The sequence below is a fragment of the Magnetospirillum fulvum genome (assembly GCF_900108475.1).
Lineage (GTDB): Bacteria > Pseudomonadota > Alphaproteobacteria > Rhodospirillales > Magnetospirillaceae > Phaeospirillum > Phaeospirillum fulvum_A.
Genome location: NZ_FNWO01000011.1, coordinates 126,318 through 146,801, shown reverse-complemented (window position 1 = coordinate 146,801; position 20,484 = coordinate 126,318). Strand labels below are relative to the sequence as shown.

21 protein-coding genes are annotated in these 20,484 nt (G+C 66.7%); 4 read left to right on the top strand and 17 right to left on the bottom strand.

What is annotated here, in order from left to right:
- The first annotated feature begins 128 nt into the window (after positions 1-128).
- On the top strand, positions 129-884 hold the full coding sequence (locus tag BLW40_RS17675; RefSeq protein WP_170834578.1) for a helix-turn-helix transcriptional regulator: 756 nt from the start codon (positions 129-131) through the stop codon (positions 882-884).
- Positions 885-1,100: 216 nt separating this feature from the next.
- Here the strand turns inward: BLW40_RS17675 and BLW40_RS13325 are convergent, their stop codons facing one another.
- Genes BLW40_RS13325 through BLW40_RS13255 form a run of 15 tightly spaced genes read right to left on the bottom strand, consistent with a single transcriptional unit; the run spans position 1,101 to position 14,343 of the window.
- Positions 1,101-2,330 (bottom strand): beta-ketoacyl-ACP synthase, encoded by a 1,230-nt coding sequence (locus BLW40_RS13325; protein ID WP_074769365.1) that lies wholly within the window; start codon positions 2,328-2,330, stop codon positions 1,101-1,103.
- On the bottom strand, positions 2,330-3,049 hold the full coding sequence (locus tag BLW40_RS13320) for a 3-ketoacyl-ACP reductase FabG2 (RefSeq protein ID WP_342027671.1): 720 nt from the start codon (positions 3,047-3,049) through the stop codon (positions 2,330-2,332). Before BLW40_RS13320 ends, BLW40_RS13325 begins: the two co-directional genes overlap by 1 nt.
- Positions 3,046-3,486, bottom strand: coding sequence for a hotdog family protein (locus BLW40_RS13315; RefSeq protein WP_074769363.1), 441 nt, complete (start codon positions 3,484-3,486; stop codon positions 3,046-3,048). The genes BLW40_RS13320 and BLW40_RS13315 overlap by 4 nt, the downstream gene beginning before the upstream one ends.
- Entirely contained in the window at positions 3,483-4,670 is a 1,188-nt protein-coding gene (locus BLW40_RS13310; protein WP_074769361.1) for a beta-ketoacyl-ACP synthase, read from the bottom strand. The genes BLW40_RS13315 and BLW40_RS13310 overlap by 4 nt, the downstream gene beginning before the upstream one ends.
- The gene (locus tag BLW40_RS13305) at positions 4,667-5,251 is read right to left on the bottom strand and encodes a DUF3261 domain-containing protein (protein ID WP_074769359.1); all 585 of its coding nucleotides are present in this window, start codon (positions 5,249-5,251) and stop codon (positions 4,667-4,669) included. Before BLW40_RS13305 ends, BLW40_RS13310 begins: the two co-directional genes overlap by 4 nt.
- Entirely contained in the window at positions 5,248-7,542 is a 2,295-nt protein-coding gene (locus BLW40_RS13300; protein ID WP_074769357.1) for an MMPL family transporter, read from the bottom strand. The genes BLW40_RS13305 and BLW40_RS13300 overlap by 4 nt, the downstream gene beginning before the upstream one ends.
- Positions 7,539-8,123 carry a LolA-like protein gene (locus tag BLW40_RS13295; protein ID WP_074769355.1) on the bottom strand — a complete coding sequence of 195 codons (585 nt, stop codon included), beginning with the start codon at positions 8,121-8,123 and terminating at the stop codon, positions 7,539-7,541. The genes BLW40_RS13300 and BLW40_RS13295 overlap by 4 nt, the downstream gene beginning before the upstream one ends.
- The gene (locus tag BLW40_RS13290; RefSeq protein WP_074769353.1) at positions 8,120-8,530 is read right to left on the bottom strand and encodes an acyl-CoA thioesterase; all 411 of its coding nucleotides are present in this window, start codon (positions 8,528-8,530) and stop codon (positions 8,120-8,122) included. The genes BLW40_RS13295 and BLW40_RS13290 overlap by 4 nt, the downstream gene beginning before the upstream one ends.
- On the bottom strand, positions 8,527-10,173 hold the full coding sequence (locus BLW40_RS13285; RefSeq protein ID WP_074769351.1) for a glycosyltransferase family 2 protein: 1,647 nt from the start codon (positions 10,171-10,173) through the stop codon (positions 8,527-8,529). The genes BLW40_RS13290 and BLW40_RS13285 overlap by 4 nt, the downstream gene beginning before the upstream one ends.
- Positions 10,170-11,792 (bottom strand): ApeI family dehydratase, encoded by a 1,623-nt coding sequence (locus BLW40_RS13280; RefSeq protein WP_074769349.1) that lies wholly within the window; start codon positions 11,790-11,792, stop codon positions 10,170-10,172. Before BLW40_RS13280 ends, BLW40_RS13285 begins: the two co-directional genes overlap by 4 nt.
- On the bottom strand, positions 11,789-12,370 hold the full coding sequence (locus BLW40_RS13275) for a COG4648 family protein (protein ID WP_074769347.1): 582 nt from the start codon (positions 12,368-12,370) through the stop codon (positions 11,789-11,791). The genes BLW40_RS13280 and BLW40_RS13275 overlap by 4 nt, the downstream gene beginning before the upstream one ends.
- Positions 12,351-12,596, bottom strand: coding sequence for an acyl carrier protein (locus BLW40_RS13270; protein WP_074769345.1), 246 nt, complete (start codon positions 12,594-12,596; stop codon positions 12,351-12,353). Before BLW40_RS13270 ends, BLW40_RS13275 begins: the two co-directional genes overlap by 20 nt.
- Entirely contained in the window at positions 12,593-12,862 is a 270-nt protein-coding gene (locus BLW40_RS13265; protein WP_074769343.1) for a phosphopantetheine-binding protein, read from the bottom strand. Before BLW40_RS13265 ends, BLW40_RS13270 begins: the two co-directional genes overlap by 4 nt.
- On the bottom strand, positions 12,792-13,628 hold the full coding sequence (locus BLW40_RS13260) for a lysophospholipid acyltransferase family protein (RefSeq protein WP_074769341.1): 837 nt from the start codon (positions 13,626-13,628) through the stop codon (positions 12,792-12,794). The genes BLW40_RS13265 and BLW40_RS13260 overlap by 71 nt, the downstream gene beginning before the upstream one ends.
- On the bottom strand, positions 13,618-14,343 hold the full coding sequence (locus BLW40_RS13255; protein WP_139305591.1) for a beta-ketoacyl synthase chain length factor: 726 nt from the start codon (positions 14,341-14,343) through the stop codon (positions 13,618-13,620). Before BLW40_RS13255 ends, BLW40_RS13260 begins: the two co-directional genes overlap by 11 nt.
- 177 nt (positions 14,344-14,520) lie before the next feature.
- Between BLW40_RS13255 and BLW40_RS13250 the strand changes: the two genes are divergently transcribed.
- Positions 14,521-16,059, top strand: a complete 1,539-nt coding sequence (locus BLW40_RS13250) for a S1C family serine protease (protein ID WP_170834577.1) — start codon at positions 14,521-14,523, stop codon at positions 16,057-16,059.
- A 2-nt stretch (positions 16,060-16,061) separates the two neighbouring features.
- Positions 16,062-16,811, top strand: coding sequence for a complement resistance protein TraT (gene traT / locus BLW40_RS13245; protein WP_074769335.1), 750 nt, complete (start codon positions 16,062-16,064; stop codon positions 16,809-16,811).
- Between the two features lie 819 nt (positions 16,812-17,630).
- On the opposite strand, the gene rpsU is transcribed toward traT, so the two are convergent.
- Positions 17,631-17,834: a 30S ribosomal protein S21 gene (rpsU, locus tag BLW40_RS13240; RefSeq protein ID WP_002726599.1), complete on the bottom strand. Its 204-nt coding sequence runs from the start codon at positions 17,832-17,834 to the stop codon at positions 17,631-17,633.
- Between the two features lie 112 nt (positions 17,835-17,946).
- Between rpsU and BLW40_RS13235 the strand changes: the two genes are divergently transcribed.
- A complete protein-coding gene (locus BLW40_RS13235) occupies positions 17,947-18,618 on the top strand; it encodes a COQ9 family protein (RefSeq protein WP_074769333.1) in 672 nt (223 codons plus the stop codon).
- A gap of 45 nt (positions 18,619-18,663) precedes the next feature.
- Here BLW40_RS13235 and BLW40_RS13230 read toward each other — a convergent pair whose 3' ends face one another.
- Positions 18,664-20,484 carry a [FeFe] hydrogenase, group A gene (locus tag BLW40_RS13230; RefSeq protein WP_074769331.1) on the bottom strand — a complete coding sequence of 607 codons (1,821 nt, stop codon included), beginning with the start codon at positions 20,482-20,484 and terminating at the stop codon, positions 18,664-18,666.

Genomic DNA, 20,484 nt, shown 5'->3' with positions numbered 1-20,484 from the left:
GACTGATCGCGCTCGAATGCCGAAAAGACGCGTGCCGCGCCTACGATTGCCTCGCCGATCACGATATCCGCTCCTGCCTGGGGACGAACGTCCGCGTCGATTCCAACTGCTTTGGCATGTTGGGACTGATGCGTCGGCCGAGCCAGCCTCCGTTTGACGCCGTCGATCTGACGCGGATGAAGATTCTCGCCCCGCATATCAACCGGGCGATGCGGCTGTTCGTGCAATCGAGCGCTGGCGACCGTCAGTGCCGGGCCGCTTTTGCCGCGCTGGACCATATCGCTCCGGCGCTGGCGGTTCTGGAGGGCAGCGGCCACGTCGTCTATCGCAACGACAAGATGCTGGCTTTGGCGCGCGAGGGCGATGTCTCGATCCTTAATGGCCGGGTTCATGCCAGATCGCCGCAGATTCGGGCGCGCCTTCTGACGGCGGTGCAGGACTGCCATCAGGCTGTTCTGGGCGGTCGGTCTCATCTTAGCCGCGCCATCGCCGTTCCCCGCTCGCCCGAGCGCTCGCCGCTTGCGGTGCTGGTGGGGTCAGCGCGAAGCGACGTCTGCGGCGATGCGTCCGCCAGTCCACTGGTTGTCTTGCTGGTGACCGATCCTGACGCCTGCCACGAAATCCAGCGCAGCGCTCTCAGCGAGCTTTACGGCATGACCGGGGCCGAGGCCGATGTCGCCGGAATGCTGGCTGAGGGCTTTTCCCCCGACGAGATCGCGCGCGAATTGGCAATCAGCCTGAACACCGTCCGCACCCACATGAAGCGGGCGTTCGAGAAAACCCGGGTCGGACGTCAGGCCGATCTTGTCCGGGTTCTGCTGACCAGTCCGGTTCATTCCCCTGGTCCGTTGGGGCCGGGCGAGGACGGGTCCGGTTCGACCTGAATTCACCGTCTCGGCCGACAGACAAAAGCCCCGCACGAGGGTGTGGCGTGCGGGGCTTGTGACTTTGTTATCTCTGATCCGATCTCGGGGCGGGGAGTTCAAGCTCGCCATTTGATCGGGGGGCACTATCTGTTGAGTCGTGAACATCATGCCCCTACCGGGGTTACCGCAGGGTGGCGGGGGGATGATGTTTTGGTAATGGTCGCGCCGAGCCCCTCAGCCGACGCGGCGGAACAGCAGCGAGGTGTTGACTCCCCCAAAGGCGAAATTGTTGCTCATCAGATACTCGGTCTCCAGCCGTCGCGGCCCGGCCTGGATGTAATCCAACTCGCCGCAGCGGGGATCGACGGTATCGAGATTGGCGGTGTGGCAGGCCCAGCCTTCCCGCATCATTTCGATCCCCAGCCAGGCCTCTATCGCCCCGCACGCTCCCAGCGAATGGCCGAAATAGCTTTTCATCGAGTGGATCGGCATCCTGGCTCCGAACAAAGCGGCGGTCGCCTGGGTCTCGGCGATGTCGCCGCCTTCGGTCGCGGTGCCGTGGCCGTTGACGATCCCGATTGCTTCGGGGGGAAGGCCCGCATCGGCGAGCGCCAGCTTCAGGGCGATTTCCATCGTCTCGGCCTGGGGCTGGGTGACGTGGCTGCCGTCGGAATTGGTGCCAAAGCCGACCAGTTCGGCGAAGATCGTCGCCCCGCGCGCCTTGGCCCGCTCGTATTCTTCCAGCACCAAGGCACCCGAGCCTTCGCCGATCACCAGCCCGTCGCGGTCGCGGTCAAACGGACGGGGCGTCAGATGGGGGGCATCGTTGCGGGTCGAGGTGGCGAACAGGGTGTCGAACACCGCGGAATCGGTGATGTCCAATTCCTCGGCCCCGCCCGCGATCATCACGTCGGCCTTGCCCCAGCGGATCGCCTCGGCGGCAAAGCCAATCGCTTGGCTACCCGAGGTGCAGGCGTTCGAGGTCGGGATCATCCGCCCGGTCAGGCCGAAGAACAGCCCGATATTGATCAGGGCGGTCTGGCTCATCATCTGGATATAGGAGGTGGCGTTGAGGTTGCGCGATTTGCCGTGCATCTTCAGTTCATAGAAGCCCAGCACCGAATCCGGCGAGCCGAACGACGAGCCGAACGCGGCTCCCGCCCGGCCGCTGCCGAGGATCGGATCAGACAGCAACCCGGCCTGGGTCAGCGCCGCCTCGGACGCGGCAACGGCGAGACGGGCGACCCGACCCATGGTGCGGACCTTCTTGCGCGGCCAATGCGCGGGCTCGGTGAAATCAAGGACCGGGGCGGCAAGTCGGGTGTTGACCCCGTCAAAGCGGTCCCAGTCCGGGCTCATGCTCCGGATCGCGGTGCGGCCTTCGCGCAGGGCCGGGCCGATCGTCGCCCAATCGTTGCCAAGGGCGGTGATCCCGCCCATCCCCGTTACCACCACTCTGCGCATCACACCATCCCGCCATTGACCGAGATCACCTGCCGGGTGATGTACCCCGCCGCATCCGAACACAGGAACGCCACCAGCGCCGCCACCTCGTCGGGCTGGCCCAGTCGCCGCATCGGGATCAGCTTCATCGCCTCGTCGAGCGGCACCTCGGCGATCATCTGGGTCTCGATCAGCCCGGGGGCGACGCAATTGACGGTGATGTTGCGCTTGGCCAGTTCCAGCGCCAGCGACTTGCTGGCTCCGATGATCCCGGCCTTGGCGGCGGAATAATTGACCTGACCGCGATTGCCGACCAGCCCCGAGACCGAGGCCATCGTCACGATCCGCCCGCCCTTGCGGGCCGAGACCATCGGCATTACCGTCGGGCGCAGCACATTGTAAAAGCCGTCGAGATTGGTGCCGAGCACCTGATCCCAATCTTCGTCTTCCATCGCCGGAAAGGCACAGTCGCGGGCGATCCCGGCATTCAGAACGATGCCCCAATAGGGACCGTGGGCGGCGATGTCGGCCTCCAGCCGGTCGCGGCATTGGGCGCGGTCGCTGCTGTCAAAGCCGATCAGCCGCCCTGCGCCGCCGATTGAGTCCAGGGTTTCCTGGGCTCCGTCCCGGTCGGAATGGTAATGGACCGCAACGGTGAACCCGGCGCGGCCCAGCGCCTGGGCGACAGCGCGGCCGATCCCCTTGCTGGCACCGGTGACGAGAATGGTCCTCGACATCATGATCGTCCTTCTTCCTCCGCATCCGGCTGATAGACGCTGAGCTGCGCCTCGGCCAGAACCTCCCCCGCCGCATCCTCGATGCGGCAATCGAACACGCCCATCCCCTGGTCGCGAAACACCAGCCGGGCCGAGATTTCCAACCGCTCGCCCAGGGCGAACCAGTCGGTCCGGGCGGTAAAGCGCCGGGTGCCGAGCAGATAGCCCAGCCGCACCGGCCCACCCTCGCGGCTAGCCTGGGCTCCCGCCCATAGTCCGCAGGTCTGGGCCATCAGCTCGATCCCGACATGGACCGGGATACCGTCGGCGGTGGCGAACAAATGATCCGGCGCAGGCGTTACCGCCGCCCGCGCGCTGTCGGCATCGGCGGCCAGCGCCTCGTCGAGCAGCAACATCGGTGCTTCGTGGGGCAGCAGGGTTTCGACCGGGGCGAGGGTCATGATTCCTCCCGACGGAGCGCGAGGCAGCAATTGCTGCCGCCAAAGGCAAAGGAATTGCTGAGTGCGGCCAACCGGGCGCGGTCGGGCAGGCGGGTTTCCGGCCCGGCCAGCGCCAGCGGCGGCAGATCGGGATCGGGGATGAAGTCCCACAGATGGGGCGGCACCCGACCGTCAGGGTTCCAGCGCCGCGACAGGGTCAGCCACAGGATCGCCGCCTCGACCGCGCCGGCCGCGCCCAAGGTGTGGCCGGTCATCGCCTTGGTCGAGCTACAGGCGACCGGCGCGGCAAACAGCGCCGCCATCGCCTTGCTTTCCATCGCATCGTTGAGCCGGGTCGCGGTGCCGTGCAGGTTGACGTAAGCGATGTCGTCGGGGGTCAGACCGGCCCCGTCCAGCGCGGCCCGCATCGCCGCCAGCGCGCCGCGTCCTTCGGGATCGGGGGCGCTGACATGATGGGCGTCCGAGGTCTCGCCCACCCCGACCAGGGCGATTTCAGCGGGGTCGGGACTGGCGAGGAACAACGCGCCGCCCTCGCCGATGCTGATGCCGTTGCGGTGGACGCTGAACGGATTGCAGGGGGTGGAGGACAGCGCTTCCAGCGCGCCGAAGCCCGACACCGTCATCTTGCACAGCGTGTCGGCTCCGCCTGCGATCGCGGCATCGGCCAAGCCGCACCGGATCAGCCGCCCGGCGCTGGCCAGGGCCTTGGCGCTGGAGGAACAGGCGGTGGCGACGACATAGGCCGGGCCGGTCAGCCCCAGCAGATCGGCGAGGAAGGCGGCACCGCCCCCGGTTTCCTGCTGGCGGTAATGAAATCCGCCGGGCCAGGAACCGGTCTGGGCATGGTGGGCGATCGCCTGTTCGCCCTCGGCGATGCCCGAGGTGCTGGTGCCGATCACCACCGCGATCCGGTGACGGCCAAAGCGGCGGATCGCGTCTTTGATCTCGTCGCCGATCTCGGCGGCCAGGGCGGCGAGCAGACGGTTGTTGCGACATTCCCACCCCGCCAGAGCGGGCGGCAGCGGGGCCAGATCGACCGGCAGCGCGCCGACCGGAACCGGATAATCGGGATGGGGGGCAATCCCTTGGCGCGATCCGGCGAATAGCTTTTCCACCGTCGCGGCCTTGCCCAGCCCGAGACAGGAGCCGACCGCCATCGCGGGCAGGTATAGCGGCGCGCTCATGGTCCCACCAAAACCGAACGGACGTCCAACTCGTACTCCCAGACGAGGTTGCGCAGATGGGCGGTTCCGTTCCACGGATCGCCCTGCCATGACACCAGGATCGCGCTGCCGATGGCGCGGTTGCCCGTCTGCTCGGTCAGATCGGCCCCGCTCAGGCCGGATCGCACCGCCGCTTCGGGCCAATAGAGCAGGACGATATCGGCCAGGATGTTTTCGGGCCTGAGCGAGTCGGGCAGCCACGCCGCCCGCTCGACTGAGATCTGCCCCTGGCTCCAGGTCACCGTCATCGCCCGGCGTCCCAGCGAATCCGTGCCCACCAGCAGCAATCGCTCTGGCTCGACCGACAGGCGGCCTTCGAACACGAAGCTGTCGCCCCGGTGGCGGGCGGTGACGATCTGGACCGCATCGACGCTGCGGCCAAGCGCGGCGGGGCTGGGCAGAGCCAGGGTGATCCCCGGCGCGATCGTCACCCGTCCCGGCTCGGGCGGCGGCGGTGGCGCGGCGCAGGCGGCCAGTCCCAGACCGATCAGAAGGACCAGGGCGGCGCGGACTCGGCGGATTTTGACTGTGTTGAAGCTCATCGCTCTGTGCGCTCCGGGACAAGGCCGCGTCGCTGTTTGACCGAGGGGGCGAGCAGGAAGGCCAGCAGCACGCCGACCAGCATCGTCGCCCCAAAAGCGCGGACCGCCGCGACGTCGCTGAAGGCCAGCAGCCCGAAGGACAGGCTGGTCGTCAGCATCGCCAGACAGACCGAGACCAGAATCGCCGCGTCGCGGTCGCGGTCCTCGGCGCAGAACAGGGCGTAATCGGTGCCGATCGACAGCACCAGCACCAGCCCCATCGCGCTAAAGAAGCTGAACCCCACCCCGACCAGGGCCAGCAGCGGCGGGGTCAGCACGATGGCGGCGGTCGCGGGCAGCATCACCCTGAGCGCGCCGCCCCAGCCATAGCGCCAAGACAGCAGCGCCAGCATCAACAGCGGGGTCAGGGTCAGCAGGCCAAGGGTGCGCAGGCGATAGGCCCGCAACAACTCGCTGAGGTCGCCGGTGGGGTCGATCAGGCGGACACCGTCCAGCCCTTCGGCGGCGGCGCGTAGCCGGGCCGGGTCGTGGCCGCGATCCAAGGTGACGACATGCATCTTTTCACTCAGCACCAGCGCGTCGAGAAAGGGCAGGGCGCGGGTGGCGGTAATCTCGGCCAGGGTCAGCGGTGCGGCAGGCGCGGCCTCGGGCACAGCGGGGGCGGCCATGCCGAGGCGGTCGCGATAGGCGGCCAGATGCGGCTGGGTCAGGTCGCGTTCGACCAGGGCGGCGGTGTCAGCCTGACGTTTGGCCGAGGGGACGAAGCGCGATGCCGCCTGCCAGCCGCTGGCGCTGCCGGAAAGCCGGGCGCTCAACGCCTCTTCCCGCTCCAGCACCTGTTGCTCGCTGTCGCCTTCGACCAGGAAGAACTGGGTCAGTTGGCCGAACCCGGCCAGCCGCTGAATCTCGGCCTGTTCGGCGACCAGGGTGGGCGACAGCCCTTGCTGGCGGCGAACGTCGTCGTCGGGCTCCAGCCGGGCCAGCCCGATGGCGCCCAATCCGGCCAGCACCAAGACCAAAGCGATCCGGGCTCGGCCAAAGCGGGCTTCGTCCCAGAAGCGCCACAGCCCACGGGCCGCCGCCGCGATAGGACGGTTCAACCGGGCTCCGGGGGCGCGGTCGAGCAACGGGAACCACAACACCACGGTCAGGAACGAGCCCAGCAGCCCCATTGCCGAGAACAAAGCCACCTGCTTCAGGCCGGGAAACGGCGACAGCGCCAAAGCGGAATAGCCGATGATGGCGCAGGCGGCCCCCAGCGCCAGCCCCGGCATCACCTGGGCCAGCCGGTCGGCGGGCCGGGTCCGATTGGTGAAGATCTGACCGAAATAAAGCAGGGCGTAATCGACCGCGATCCCGATCAGGCTGGCCCCGAACAATTGGGCGGCGACGTGCAGGCTGCCGAACAACGCAAGGCAGGCCGACAGCGCGACCAAAAAGCCGGTGCCGATCGCCAGCAGCGACAGCAGCAGCGGCCGGGCCGAGCGGAAGGCCACTACCACCAGCAGCACAATTCCGGCCAGCGAGACCAGCCCGATCCGGCTCGATTCGCCGATGGCCTGGGTGGCTCCGGCCTGGGCGAAGAACACCGCCCCCAACCGCTTGGCCGTGACGCCGGGGGGAGCGTCGGCCAGGGCGGCATCGAAAGCGGTGACGAAGCGGTTCTGGAACTCCAGCGCATAGGGCTCGCCGGTCAGGATCAGGCTGACCAGCACCCAATGGGTACCGTCCTCGATCACGGTCGGCATTCCCTCGTCGATCGAGAGCCGGTTGGCCGGAACCGGCAGGCCGGTGAGGAAGGCGGGAAACAGCAGGAAGGGATCGCGGGCGAGCAGCCGCGACTCGACAAAGCCGCCAAAGCCGAACAGCTGCGACAGCGCCCGCGTCACCAGACTCTGGCCGTCGCCGTGTTCCAGCGCGGCGCGGTCGTTGTCGGCCAGCAGACCGGCGCGGTGGGGGAAATAGGCCGCGCCCAGGCGCTTGATCGCCTCTGGTCCCGGAACATCGGTTTCGGTCTTGACCAGCCCGGCCTCGGTCAGGCGGCGGCGCAGTTCGCTTGCCTCAGTCCGGGCAACGTCGCGCTCGGGATGGCCGACCAGTACCACCACTCGCCGCGCCAGGGTTTCGGCGATCCGGTCCTTGGCTGCCTGCACTGCGGGGTCGCGCTCCTCGCGCGGCAGCAGGGCCATGATGTCGGTTTCGAGCGGCAGGCCCGAGCGCGCGATTGTCGCGACATGGACTCCCGCCACTATCACCACAGCCAGCCAGAGCAGGGCGAGGACTTTTCTCACTTCAGCATCGCCGCCTCGGCGGCATCGAGCGGGCGGGTGTTGAGGCTCTGCGCGGTGAAGGTCAGCCGGTCGAAATCGCCGCCGGGTTTTCTGATCTCGACCGCTTCGACAAAGCGGCCCAGCCGGGCGGTGATCCCGGCGATCTGGGCGGCGGTGGGGTCGTCGGGCTTTGACGGGACCAGCACGATCTGGTCGGCAGTCCGGGTGATCGCGAACACCCCGTCCAACGCCCGCCAATCACCCCCCAGCGCGCCCGCCATCATGTCGTAGAGGCGGGAGAGGAAGGGCAGCCGTGTTGCCGCCAGCCGGGTGGTTTCGGTGCCTTCGACGCTTTGGACCAGCCCGGCCGGGGTCACCACGGTGGTGACCGCGAACGGGGTCTCGGCCCGCCAGATGAGCCCGCGACCGGGGGCGACGACAAAGCTGCCTTCCGAGCGGATCGGATGGGCAAAGCCCTGCATGTGGCGTTCCTGGACGAAATGGCCGCGCAGCACGTCGCCGTCTTTCAGCATCGCCGGTTCGGCCCGCAGCCCGGTGGCGGAGAGTGCAAGCAGCAGGACCAGGAGAAGAGCGCGGATCATGGCAGCAGCTTTCTGACCCGCTCGACCAGTGCCGAGGGGGATTCCAGGCACAATTCCTGGCTTGCCGTCTCGACGGCCAATTGGGTGGTGGTGGCCTTGGTCAGAACCTCGCCGGTCGCGGCGTCGGTGATGCGGTACTCGATCCGCAGCCGGTTTTCATATTCGGCCAGGGTGGCGCTGACCCGGATGGTTTGGGCAAAGCGGACCGGGCGGACATATTTCAGCCGCATATCGACAATCGGCCACAGATAGCCCGATGCTTCCATCTCGGGATAATTATAGCCGATGCGGTCGAGCAGGGCGCAGCGCGCCTGTTCGAGATAGCGCGGGTAATTGCCGTGCCACACCACCTGCATCGGATCGAGATCGTAGAATTGTGCGGTAAGCGTGATCTCTGCGGCAATCATCGGTCGGTCTTCCCCGCCCAGAAGCTGAAGAAATTATACCATTGCGTCGGCGCGGCCCGGCATTCGGCCTCCAGCCGGGCGGCATAGCGCGCGGCTGGTTCGGTCAGCGCTTCGGTGCGGCGGCCGCGCGGCAGGACGATACGCTGGGCGAACGGCTCGAGGCTGAGGCTCCACCGCCCGTCGCCGATACGGCGGCAGAACAGCAGATAGACCGGGCAATCGAGCAGCGCCGCCAGCAGCCACGGCCCGTGCGAGAACTCGGCCATCGCCCCCAGGAACGGCACCCGGCTGACCCGACCGTGCGACAGCACCGGCACCCGGTCGCCCGCGATCGCCACCCATTCGCCCTGCTCGATCCGCTCGCGTAGCAAGATCGCGGTGTCGGGGCCAATCTCGGCGACCTGGATCGTCCGGCTCGGCGCGTCGCCGTGGTGGCGGGCCAGCAGCCGGTTGTAATTCTCGGCATGGCTTGTGTGGACCAGGATCGTCAGCCGCGCCCGCAAGTCCGGGTCCATCAGCGCCCGCGACAGTTCGGCGTTGCCGTGATGGGACACCACCAGCAACGCGCCGCGCCGGGTCGCCGCCGCCTCGGCCAGGGTCTCGGGGGTGGCGATCTCCATCGCGGCAGGGGGGATCGCCCCGCTCCAGGCGGCGAAGGCATCGAGCGCGCGTCCGGCGAAATCGCGGAAATGGCGGAACCCATCGGCAAAGCGCGCCGGTCGTCCCAGCACCCGACCCAGATAATCGAGCGAGGCGCGGCGTTGCTCGGTTCCACTGAGATAGAAATAGAGCACGATCGGAGCGATGGCGGCAGCGCAGGCCCGCCGCCCCAACAGCCGATAGGCGGCGGCGACCAGGGCCAGCCCCCACAGCGCGCCGCGTTCGCCCAGTCCGGCCCAATGGGCGGCGGGGCGGGGCGGGCGATGGAGCAGGATCGTGGGCAGTCGCCACAGCATCGCGGTCACCAGCCGGGTATGCATCCAACTGATGCGAAGATTGTCGGCGACGATGGCGAAATTCGACAGATTGCCGGGGGGATAGGTCACCTTCACCGGCACCATCACCGGGGCGATGCCGCGCCAGAACAGCCGGACCATGATGTCGGTATCGAAATCCATCCGCCGTCCGACCGGCTCGCGATCAAGCAGGGCAAGACAGGCGGCCAGCGGATAGACGCGAAAGCCGCACATGCTGTCGCTGATCCGAAAGGACAGGGTCTCGACGAACACCCACAGATGGGTGATCCAGCGCCCGATCTTGCGTCCGGTCGGGATGCTGTCGTCATAGAGCGGCGCGCCGCTGACCAGGGCGTCGGGATCGGCTTCGGCCGCCGCCAGCAGGCGGGGCAGGGCGTCGAGATCGTGCTGGCCATCGGCATCAATCTGAACCGCGTGGGTGAAGCCAGAGGCGGCGGCGAGGCGAAAGCCGGTCGCGACCGCGACGCCCTTGCCTTGATTGACCGGCAGCCGGGTCACGGTGACGCCAGCGTCGGGATCATGGAGGGCGGCCAGCGCGCTGGCTGCCGGTTCGTCGCTGCCGTCGTCGATCACCAGGATTGGCAGACCGGCGCGGCGCACCGTCGCGATGATCGCGGGCAGGGCGGTCCAGTGGTTGCGGCTGGGGATCAGGGCGCAGGGTTTCATCGGCAGGACGCCATGCCAGAGGAACAGATATCGTCGCCGCGCCGATACTGGAAGCCCAGCCGCCGTTTCGCCGCCTCGTGGCGCAGGCTCAGGGTGACCCGGTCGCCCGGCAGGATCGTCGCCCGGAACTTGATCTGGAAATCGCGGGCGGCGGGCAGATCAAGGCCGAGATGCTCGCGGGCAAAGGCGATGGCCCAATCGATCTGCACCACGCCGGGCAGGATCGGATGGCCGGGAAAATGCCCCTTAAACCACACCAGAGCGGGGTCGATCTCAAGATCGAGTTCGACGCTGCCATCGTCGTTGCCGCCACGCCGGGCTACGATCCGGGGCTGGCGGGGCGGCGGTTCGAACAAGGCGGCCAGATCGGCACTGCGCCGCTTGCCCATCGCTCCGACCGGCAGCGCATCGACAAAGCGCCAGCGGCGGGGCAGACCGGCGGGATCGAGGCTGGCCGCCAATCCGGCGCGCAAGGCCCGGCCGAGCCGGAAGCGTCCCAGCCGGGTCAACTCAGTCTGTCCCGCCGCCGCCAGCATCACCACCGCCGCAAGATGGGGCTGGGGATCGTTCAGAACCACGATTGCGGCATCGGCGATTTCGGGGCGGGCTTTCAGCGCCTGCTCGACCGCATCGAGGCTGACCCGCTTGCCCTCGATCTTGGCGATCCGATCGGCACGGCCCTGCAAGTAAAACCCGTCCTCGGCGGCAAGCTCGATCCGGTCGGCAATCTCGGCCTTCCCGCCCGGTGCGTCGAGACAGAGCAGCCCGGCGGCGCTGCGGCCGACGCGGTAGCCCGGCAGCGGCCGCCACGGGGGCTCGCCGGTGCCGTCGCGGTGCCGCGTCGCCATCGCTCCGGTTTCGGTGCTGCCATAGATTTCAGTGATATCGCGCCCAAGAACCCGCTTGGCCTCGATCACCGCCGCTTCGGGCAGGGGCGCCCCTGCCGACAGGATCAGACGCGGCCGCTTCGCCTCGTCCAACGGGGGCAGGCCGCCCAGCCGGGTCAGATGGGCCGGACTGGTGATCAGCACCGCGCCAGCGGGGAGGGCGGCGAGCAGGTCTTCCCACAGATCGAAGGGCCGGGCAAAGAACGGCCGACCCGCCGCCAGCGGCCATAACAGCCCGAACATCAGCCCATAGGCATGGCGGTGCGACACCGTGGACAGGGTGTCGGCTCCGGCCAAAGACTCGCCCCACAGCGCATCAAGCGCGGCCAGTTCGGCGTCCAACTGAGCGAGCGAACGGGCCACCTCCTTTGCCTCGCCGGTCGAGCCCGAGGTCTGAAGGGACAAAGCGGCCCGGTCGGGGTCAAGCCCGCCGCTCCACTCGGCCGCGCCCGGCTCGAAATCGTCGTCGATCCAATGCTCGATTCCGTCGGTTGGGCCGGGATGGGACGGCACCACCACGCGCGCTCCGGCGCTCAACGCCCCGAACAGGCCGACGGCAAAGCGCCAGCCGTCGCGGCAGGTCAGGCCGACCCGGCGGGCGGCGGCCAAGTGGCGGGCGGTGCCACCGATCTCGGCGCGAAAGCGCGCCCAGGTCAGGTCTTCCCCGTCGCGCCGGGCCACGACATGGTCGGGGGCGAACGCGGTGGCCTTCAGGCCTTCGAGCCGGATCACGCCGCCTTCTCCCTGGCCCGGACCCGGCGGCGGATCAGATATTCGATGGCGAACAGAGTCCCCATCAGCAGATAGGAGATCAGCCCGTTATAAAGGGTCCACAAATCGCGGTCGCCCGCCGCCACGGTCATCGCGGACAAGGAGGCGTTGCCCAGCAGGAACATGAACCAGACCAGGGTGACCTTGCGCATGTAGGCGCGGGCTGACGGAGAGGGTTCGGGCTCGGTCAGGCTGGCGAAGTTCTCGACCAGGGTCGGGCCGCCCCGCAGCGACAGGCCGAACGCCGCCGCCATCCCCAGGCTCATCAGCACCGGATAGGTCAACACGGCCAGGGTGGGATCGAGCAGGGCGAAGGTGGCGGTGGCGATCAGAGTTGCCGCCAGCGCTGGGACCAGTGGCCCCGTCGCGGCCCGGCCTCGGGTCAGTCCCAGCCGCGCTCCGACCAGGATCAGGGCGAGCGCGGCGAGGGCTCCGGCGGGAACCCGTCCCAGGGCAAGATAGACCAGACCGGGATACAGCAACCCCAACCCGCCCAGACCAAGACCGAGGAGGAGGCGTCTATTCGGCGAGGAGGTCATGGACGCGGTCGACCACGTCGGCAACAGTGCGGACCGTCTTGAACTGCTCGGGTTTGATTTTCTTGCCGGTCAGGTCCTGGAGGCGGACGACCAGATCGACGGCGTCGATGCTGTCGAGGTCGAGTTCCTCGAACAGCCTGGATTCAAGGGTGATGCTGTCGGGGGCAACCTCGAACATTTCGACGAGATAGCCGGACAGAGTGGTAAAAATCTCCTCGCGGGTCACGAACGGGCTTCCTTTTGCTCGGTGATGAAAGCGGCCAGCGCGGCGACGCTGGCGAAGTGGCGCCGGACCTCGTCCGAGACGGTCTCGATCCGGATGCCATAGGTCTTGCGGAGGGCTACGCCCAGCTCCAGCGCGTCGATCGAATCGAGGCCCAGTCCCCCGTCGCCGAACAAAGGCTCGTCGGAGACGATCTCCTCAGGAGACACATCCTCTAGGTTGAGAGACGAAACGATCAGCCGCTTCAGCTCCAGTTCCAATGCATCCATGACTATGCGATTCCGTATAGTACTCTTCAATGAATTCGACCAGCTTGCGCGCCGAAAGCGAGCGGTAGCGATAACCCAGGAAGTTGTGGATGTCTAGCCGATCCCCCACTTCCATTTTGAACCGGGTGCGAGTGGCGGGGACTTTCCACCAGGGATTTCCCTTATGAAGGATTGGTGGAGTACACTCTATTCTGATCAATTGTAGGTCGGCCTCGCCAAGTATCGCTATATTTGCAAAACCTCTGCGGAGGACAATCGGGCGTCCGGGCACGGTCCGGGTGCCCTCGGGAAAGACGATCAGGTTGTTCCCCGCTTTCAAGGTGTCGATACAGGTCCGCAGCAGCGTTTCGGGATCCTGGTCGTTGCGGATATAGCCTGCGCCCTCGACGGTCAGGCGGAAGAACGGATTGCGCCACAGCCCGCCTTTGACGATGCATTGGACATTGGGGATCGCCGCCATGATCATCACCACGTCCAGCAGCGACGGATGGTTGGCGATCAGCATCACCCCTGTCAGCGATTTCAGCCGCTCGGTGTCCTTCATCTCGACGTCGGCGACCTTGAAGGCGTGGATCGCCCGGCAATAAAGCCGCAGGCTGCGGTGCAGCACCGCCTGAATCCGCTTTTGCCGCCGGTCGCGGTCGCGGGTGACCAGGGCAATCGCCGGAAACACCGTCAGCGCCAGCAGGCTGCCGCCGAGCCCGATCACCGCCAGGAACAGGCCGGTGCCGAACGCCCGCCAGATCCGTTCGGGTTTATGCCACATGCTGCCACGTCCAGGTCAGCCGCTCGCCAGCGGCACGGGTTTCACTGCCCCCGCCCTCCAGCAGGGTGGCGACGCAATGGGCCAGGGAGTCGGTGCCGGGCGGGTCGGACGGCGCGAGGCCAAGCGCGATCCGCTCGCCCACCCCGTCGTCTCGGTTCGGGGCCAGCAGCAGGGCCAGCGCCAGCGAGTCCTCGGCCCCGCCGCCGATCTCGGCATAGGACTCGGGCAGCGCCTCGTCGAAATGGAGCAGCAGCACCCGGTCGATCCCTTCGGCCAGACTGGTCGCGGCTTCGAGACAGCCATAGCCGAACGATTCGCCTCCCGCCGCGACGGCGGTATGCCCGGCCCGATTGTCGGCGGCGATCGACAGCAATCCGGCCAGGGCATGATGGACCGACAGGCTGAACCCCGCCGGAGAGACCTCGCCGCTTGCGGCCAGCGAGGACAGCAGGCCGAAGGTGCGGGAATATTCACCATGGCGGGACGACAGGACGATTTTCGGTGTCGTGCCATGTGTCCCGGCCAGCAGATACCATGCCGCGTCCAGCGCCTGGCGCCCGATCGGCGTGACCCGGCGGCGCAGCGATGACGGCAGGTCGGCACCGGCCGCGACCGTGCCGCCGCTGGCAAGACGGTCTCGTCCGGGCAGCCAGCCCGCCCAGGCTTCGAGCCGGAAGCCCGGCGCGTGCGATTCGGTCCGCGCTGCGACCGCCATGATTTCGTTCCCTCCGCTCCCGGTCACGCCTGTCGGTTGTCGTCATCGACACTAAGCCATCATCCGGCCCGGCGGGCAATCTCCGCGTCGTGACGGGGCCGTCCCCCCCGTTTGCATCTACAGCCGATCTTTCCTATGATGGCCGCGACTGCAATCTATGGATCGTACCGGCGGACGATGACCCCTCCGATCACGCGCCTTGCCCGCCTGTGCCGCCGTCTTTTTGTCGCGGTGGCGATCCTGGTCGCGGCGGCTCCGGCCGTGGCTGCCGATCCCGATCTGCCCGCCTTGGTCGCCGCCGCCCGTGCCGCCGGCGAGAGTGCCCCCGACCTCGCCCGGATCAGTCTGGTCCAGGCCACCTCGCGCCAGATGCTGGCGGTCGATGGCGATATCGACTTTCCCTTTTCGGTCGGACTCGACCTGCCGCTCGACGCCCAGCCGCGCGATCTGGCCTTTGCCCTGACCGGTCCGGTCGCCGAAACCGGTCGCTATGTCATCGTGTTCGACGTCGCCCTGGCCAAATCCTCGCGCAAGGTCCGCGACGTCCAGGACCGTACCTCGCGCAAGATCGTTTCGGTCGATCGGATCGACAATCCCGCCTATCTGCGCGCGGTCAAGAAGTTCGATGTCAGCGCGACCCGGGTCGAACGCGCCCCCGACAATACCAAGCTGCTGATGCGTTATGACGAGGCGCAGCGCAAGGTCGCCACCACGCCGCGCTATCTCGAACAGCCGGTGTTCGGTCCCTATCAGTTCAAGGTCGCCGACGCCGAATGCGTCAAGACCCTGACCGTCAATTACCGGCTGATCGACCGGGTTGCCAACACCGTCCGCGCCTCGGTGATCGACGTCGTCGAGACCGAGCGCTTTACCTTCGCCTACAATATCGACGCCTCTGACCCTAATCAGGGAGCCTATGCCAGCGATTTCTCGACCGAGCGTCAGGTCCGCGATTGGGAGCGCGCCCCGGTGCTGGTGACGCTGTCCCAGGTGTTCGACCACGCCTTGGCCCCGAGCGTCCCGGTCCGTCCGCTCGGCTCGGTCTCGGCCCTGCTCGACGAGATCGGGCGCGACCGCACCCGCGCCGCCGCCCGCGCCTACGACGAACGCTACGCCGAGCGCCCGCTCGACGATCCCCGCTTCGACAGCGTCGTCGTGATCTATACGCCCCAGGCGTTGGGCAGCGGCTTTTTCGTCCGTCCCAACATCGTGATGACCAACTGGCATGTGGTCGAGAACAGCCCGATCGTCGAATTGCGTACCTATGACCGCCGCGAAACCTTTGGCCAGGTGATCGCGAAGGACGTCCGGCTCGACCTTGCCCTGGTCAAGGTCCAGGACCGCGGCCGGGTCGCGCCGTTCTTTCAGGGCAAGGGGCTGAAACCCGGCGACAGCGTCGATGCGATCGGCCACCCCAAGGGGCAGCGTTATTCGATCACCCGTGGCGTGGTCAGCGCGATTCGCAAGGCCAGGGCCAACACCAATCCGGCCCAGGATGGTGCCGAGATTTTGTATGTTCAGACCGACGCCGACATCAATTCCGGCAATTCGGGCGGGCCGCTGTTCCTGGGCGACAAGGTGGTGGGGGTCAACACCTATATGATGATGCAGCGGGTCAAGGGCGGCGATGGGGCGGCCCCGCTGCCCGGACTGAATTTTGCCGTCCATTATGCCGAAGCCAAACGCTTCCTGGACCAGTCGATGAGGGGGGACTGACGATGCGCTTTGACCGGCGACACTTCCTGGCCGCCGGGATGGCGGCATTGACGACCGCCTGCCAGCGTCCCAACCAGGGCGACATGGTGGTCGATTCGAAAACCGACCGGATGTACGGGATGCGCTCGGACGGGTCGATTTTCACCGACCCGACGATGTTTCCCAACCGCCGGCTGAAGCTGTCGCTGCGCAACATGTCGGGCGACCCGGCGTGGGATATGGACTCCACCCGCGAGCGGTTGCTTCAGGGCTATGTGGACAAGGGCTACGAACGCTCGGATGGCTCCGATTTCGGCCTGAAGATCGACCTCAACGTCGTGCGCAGCCAGCAATTCGATCGCGACATGATCGCCCAGTTCGGCTTTTTGGGGGCAACGGCCGGGGCTGCCGCCGGAGCCGGAACCGGCGGGGCCTATAACGGTCCGGGGGGGATGACGGGGGGCGCGGGGATCGGTCTGGCCGCCGGGGTGTCGCTGGGGACGCTGATCGGCTATTTCACCGTCGATAGCATCTATGTCGTCGTCACCGAGGCGATTTTCGCGGTGCGCCGCAACGCGGCCAAGCCGCGCCGGGTCGTCACCTTCGACGGCAGCCCGCGAATCGAGGAATGGGAAGAGAGCGGCTATGGCTCATTCCATCGGGTCCACCGCGTCACCATCGCCAATTACGGCGGCGGCCGCTTCGTTACCCAGGCCGAGATCGCGGGCGACATCCGCGACCGCCAGATCCGCTCGCTGATCAGCCTGATCTGAAAACACGTTAAAGCCCCGCGCCAGGGTGTGGAGCGCGGGGCTTTTGACTTTAACGATCCGATCCATCAAGCGGGGAGTTCACTCTCGCCAATCGATCGGTGGGTAGTGGCTGTTCGAGTCGCCCCTACTTTGCCCATGCCGGGATTACCAAAGCATGGCGGGCGGATGATATTTTTGTAATGCTGCGGACGTGAAAAAGTCCTTCGGCCTTTGGCCTCATACCATGTCTCGGTGATCGGAACCGATCACCGAAGCCCTCAAACGGCGGGCGGGACGCCTCCGCGTCCCTTGCCTTCCGCGCCATCAGGCGCGCGGCCCCTTGGGCCTAACCAAATCCCCATGAGTTTCACTCACTGGGATTTGGTATCAGTGTACTTTTCCCCGGTTCAAAAAGAATCCCCGTGCTCAATCAAGCTTTCCGCGCGGGGATGGATTTGGTTCCCTCCGAGGCCGATGGGCGACGCCCACGGCTTCGGAGGCTGGTGAAACAGACAACACGAAAATGGGCGCTGGGCCGCCCCTAGCCCATTTTTCCCCTTTTAATCCAACGGGAAAAAGTACACCGAGCGACAGCGAGGGACTTTTTCACGGGAGACTAATGCTGCGGTCGGGTGGACCGGTACGCACACGTTTATCGCCCGCGGCAAAAGCCGGGACGTTGGGCAGAAAGGCGCACCGACGCCCTCCGAATCCCTAAGATGCCGGATTTCCGGCTAGGGTCGGAGTGGCGTCCGTGGCGAAGCTATAGCGGGGCAAAACGGTCACGATACAGCGACGAACGGCACCGCCACCCGGCGACACCGCGCGCTGTCGGGCCGTTTAGAAACCTTCGCGTTCCAAACGCTTGCGTTCCAGCTTACGAGCACGACGCACGGCTTCGGCCTTTTCTCTGGCGCGGCGCTCGGACGGCTTCTCGTAATTGCGACGCAGCTTCATTTCACGGAAAACCCCTTCGCGCTGCATCTTCTTCTTGAGCGCCTTAAGGGCCTGATCGACGTTGTTGTCACGAACGAGTACTTGCACGTTTCGCCACCGCTCCTCTACGCTTGAAAAGCCACCCCATCGCACGGCACAACTGCCGTCCGGGAAGGCGCTTGATATCACAGTGACGGTTGCTTGGGAAGGGGCTAGGGATATGCAAATCGATCCGAGCGCGAAACGCGACGATCTGGTGCTGGCGGCGTTGCCTCATATTGCCTTCGACGGATGGTCCGATGTGGCGTTGTCCGAGGCGGCGCGCGACCTCGATTACCCCCCGCGCGAGGCGTTGCGGCTGTTCCCCGGCGGCGCGAGCGACGCGCTGGCTCATTTCGTCGCGCTGGCCGACAAAATGCTGATCGACGATTTCGCTCTGCAAGGGCCGCGCGGCGGCAAGCTGGATGAACGGGTGTTTGTCGCGGTCAAGATGCGGCTGGACCGCTGGTCGGCCCATCGCGAGGCGATCCGTCGCGGCGTCGCGCTGTTGGCGTTGCCGCAGAACCTGCCATTGGCGGCGACGCTGGGGTGGGGCACGTCGGATGCGCTGTGGCGGGCGGTCGGCGACAAGAGTCACGATCTCACCTGGGCGACCAAGCGCGGCTCGCTGGCGGCGCTGTATTCGGCCACTCTGTTCTTCTGGCTGGACGATTCGTCGGAGGATTCGATTGAAACCTGGGCGTTCCTGCGCCGCCGTCTGCTCGACATGGGCAAGCTGCCCCGGCTGCGTCACCGGGTCGAAACGGCGGTTCGCCGGGGGCTGGCCTCGTTCCAGCGCAAAAGTCCGTGGAACCGCAACCGTTTGCACCGCCGCGCCGCAGGAGGCTTATAGAGCACAGCACAGGCCCTCTCCCCGGCGGGAGAGGGCCTGTTCCGCTTAATACACCATCGTGCTCATGGTGATGTCTTCCCAGATCTGCTTGACGGTCAGCGACATCTCGATCGAGCGGTCGGTGTAGTAGGTGTGCAGCAGGTGGTGGGCCTTTTCCGAATAAGGCCGTTCCAGGAAGTCGCGATAGAGCGCCTGGACCTGCGGGTTGTTGTGGGACTGGCGGACAGAGGTGGCGCGGTCGATCGCGAACAAGGTCTCGCGCCGCTTCAAGGCAAAGGGCAGATAGGCCTTCTTCGACCGCAGATTGCCGCCGCCATCGACGCAGCCGCCGGGGCAGGCCATGATTTCGATGAAGTCGAAATCGGCGGTGCCCGCCCGCACCGCCTCGCACAACTCGCGGGTCGGGCGCAGGCCGTGGCACATCGCCACCTTGACCGTGCCGATCGTACCGCCGACCTCGATGGTGGCGGCGCGGGCTCCGTCGAAGCCGCGCAACTGGGCCAGTTCGATCTGGGGCAGTTCGCGGCCGTTGGCGATCTGATACATCGTCCGCACCGCCGCTTCCATCACGCCGCCGGTGGTGCCAAAGATCGCCCCCGCGCCGGAATAGGCACTCATATACGGGTTGTCGAACACCGACGGTTCCTGATGACGCAGGTCGATGCCTTGGCGCTTCAGCAGGCGGGCGAATTCGCGGGTGGTCAGCACCACGTCGATCTCGGCTGTTCCGTTATCGCTCAGTTGGGGCCGGACCCGCTCGTCCTTCTTGGCGGTGCAGGGCATGATCGAGACCACCCGGATGCGGGCGGGGTCGATCCCCATCCGTTCGGGCAGATAGGTCTTGGCGATCTTGCCCAGGCATTGCTGCGGCGATTTGGTCGAGGACAGCAGCGGCAGCAGGTCGGGATAGTGCCGTTCGGCGAAATTGATCCAGGCCGGACAGCACGAGGTGAAGGTCGGACGCCGCGCCTCGCCCAGACGGCGCAGCAATTCGGCGCTTTCCTCCATCACCACCACGTCGGCGGCGAAGTTGGTGTCGAGCACGATGTCGGCGCCCAGACGGCGCAGCGCGCCGATGATCCGCCCTTCGACATTGGTTCCGGCCGGCAGGCCGAATTCCTCGCCAAAGCCGACTCGCACCGCCGGAGCGAACTGGAAGACGGTGACGATCTCGGGATCGAACAGCAGGTCGAGCACCCGGTCGGTTTCGTCGCGCTCGCCCAGTGCCCCGGTCGGGCAGACCATCACGCACTGGCCGCAGGTGACGCAGCTTGAGTCCTTCTGGCTGAGACCGTGATGCAGCCCGATCGCCGAATCGCTTCCGGTGCCGGTGACCACCAGCGCATCGACGGTCTGACCGTCGCGGCAGATGGTGACGCAACGCTGGCAGCGGATGCATTTGGTCATGTCGCGGATCATCGCGGGCGAGGAATCGTCGATTCCGCGCCCCAGCGTCCGCGCCCGGTCGAAAAAGCGGTTGGTGTGCAGCCCGACAGATTGGGCGATGTCCTGCAACTCGCAATTGCCGTGGCGAACGCAGGTGGCGCAATCCTGATTATGGTCGGCCATCAGCAGCTCGACCTGGAGCCGCTGCGCCTCGCGCACCCGGCGGGTGCGGGTGCGGATCGTCATGCCGTCTTGCACCGGAGTGGTGCACGAGGCGACCAATTGGGCCGAATCGTGGCCGGGGGAATCGATTTCGACCATGCAGACCCGGCAGGTGGCGGGGGCATGGTCGATATCGTTCATTTCGCACAGGGTCGGGATCGGCACGCCGTGGCGACGGGCGCAGGCCAGAATGGTTTCCTGCGCTTCGGCGGTGACGGGGCGACCGTCCAACGTGGCGGTGACGGTTTGGCTGGTCAT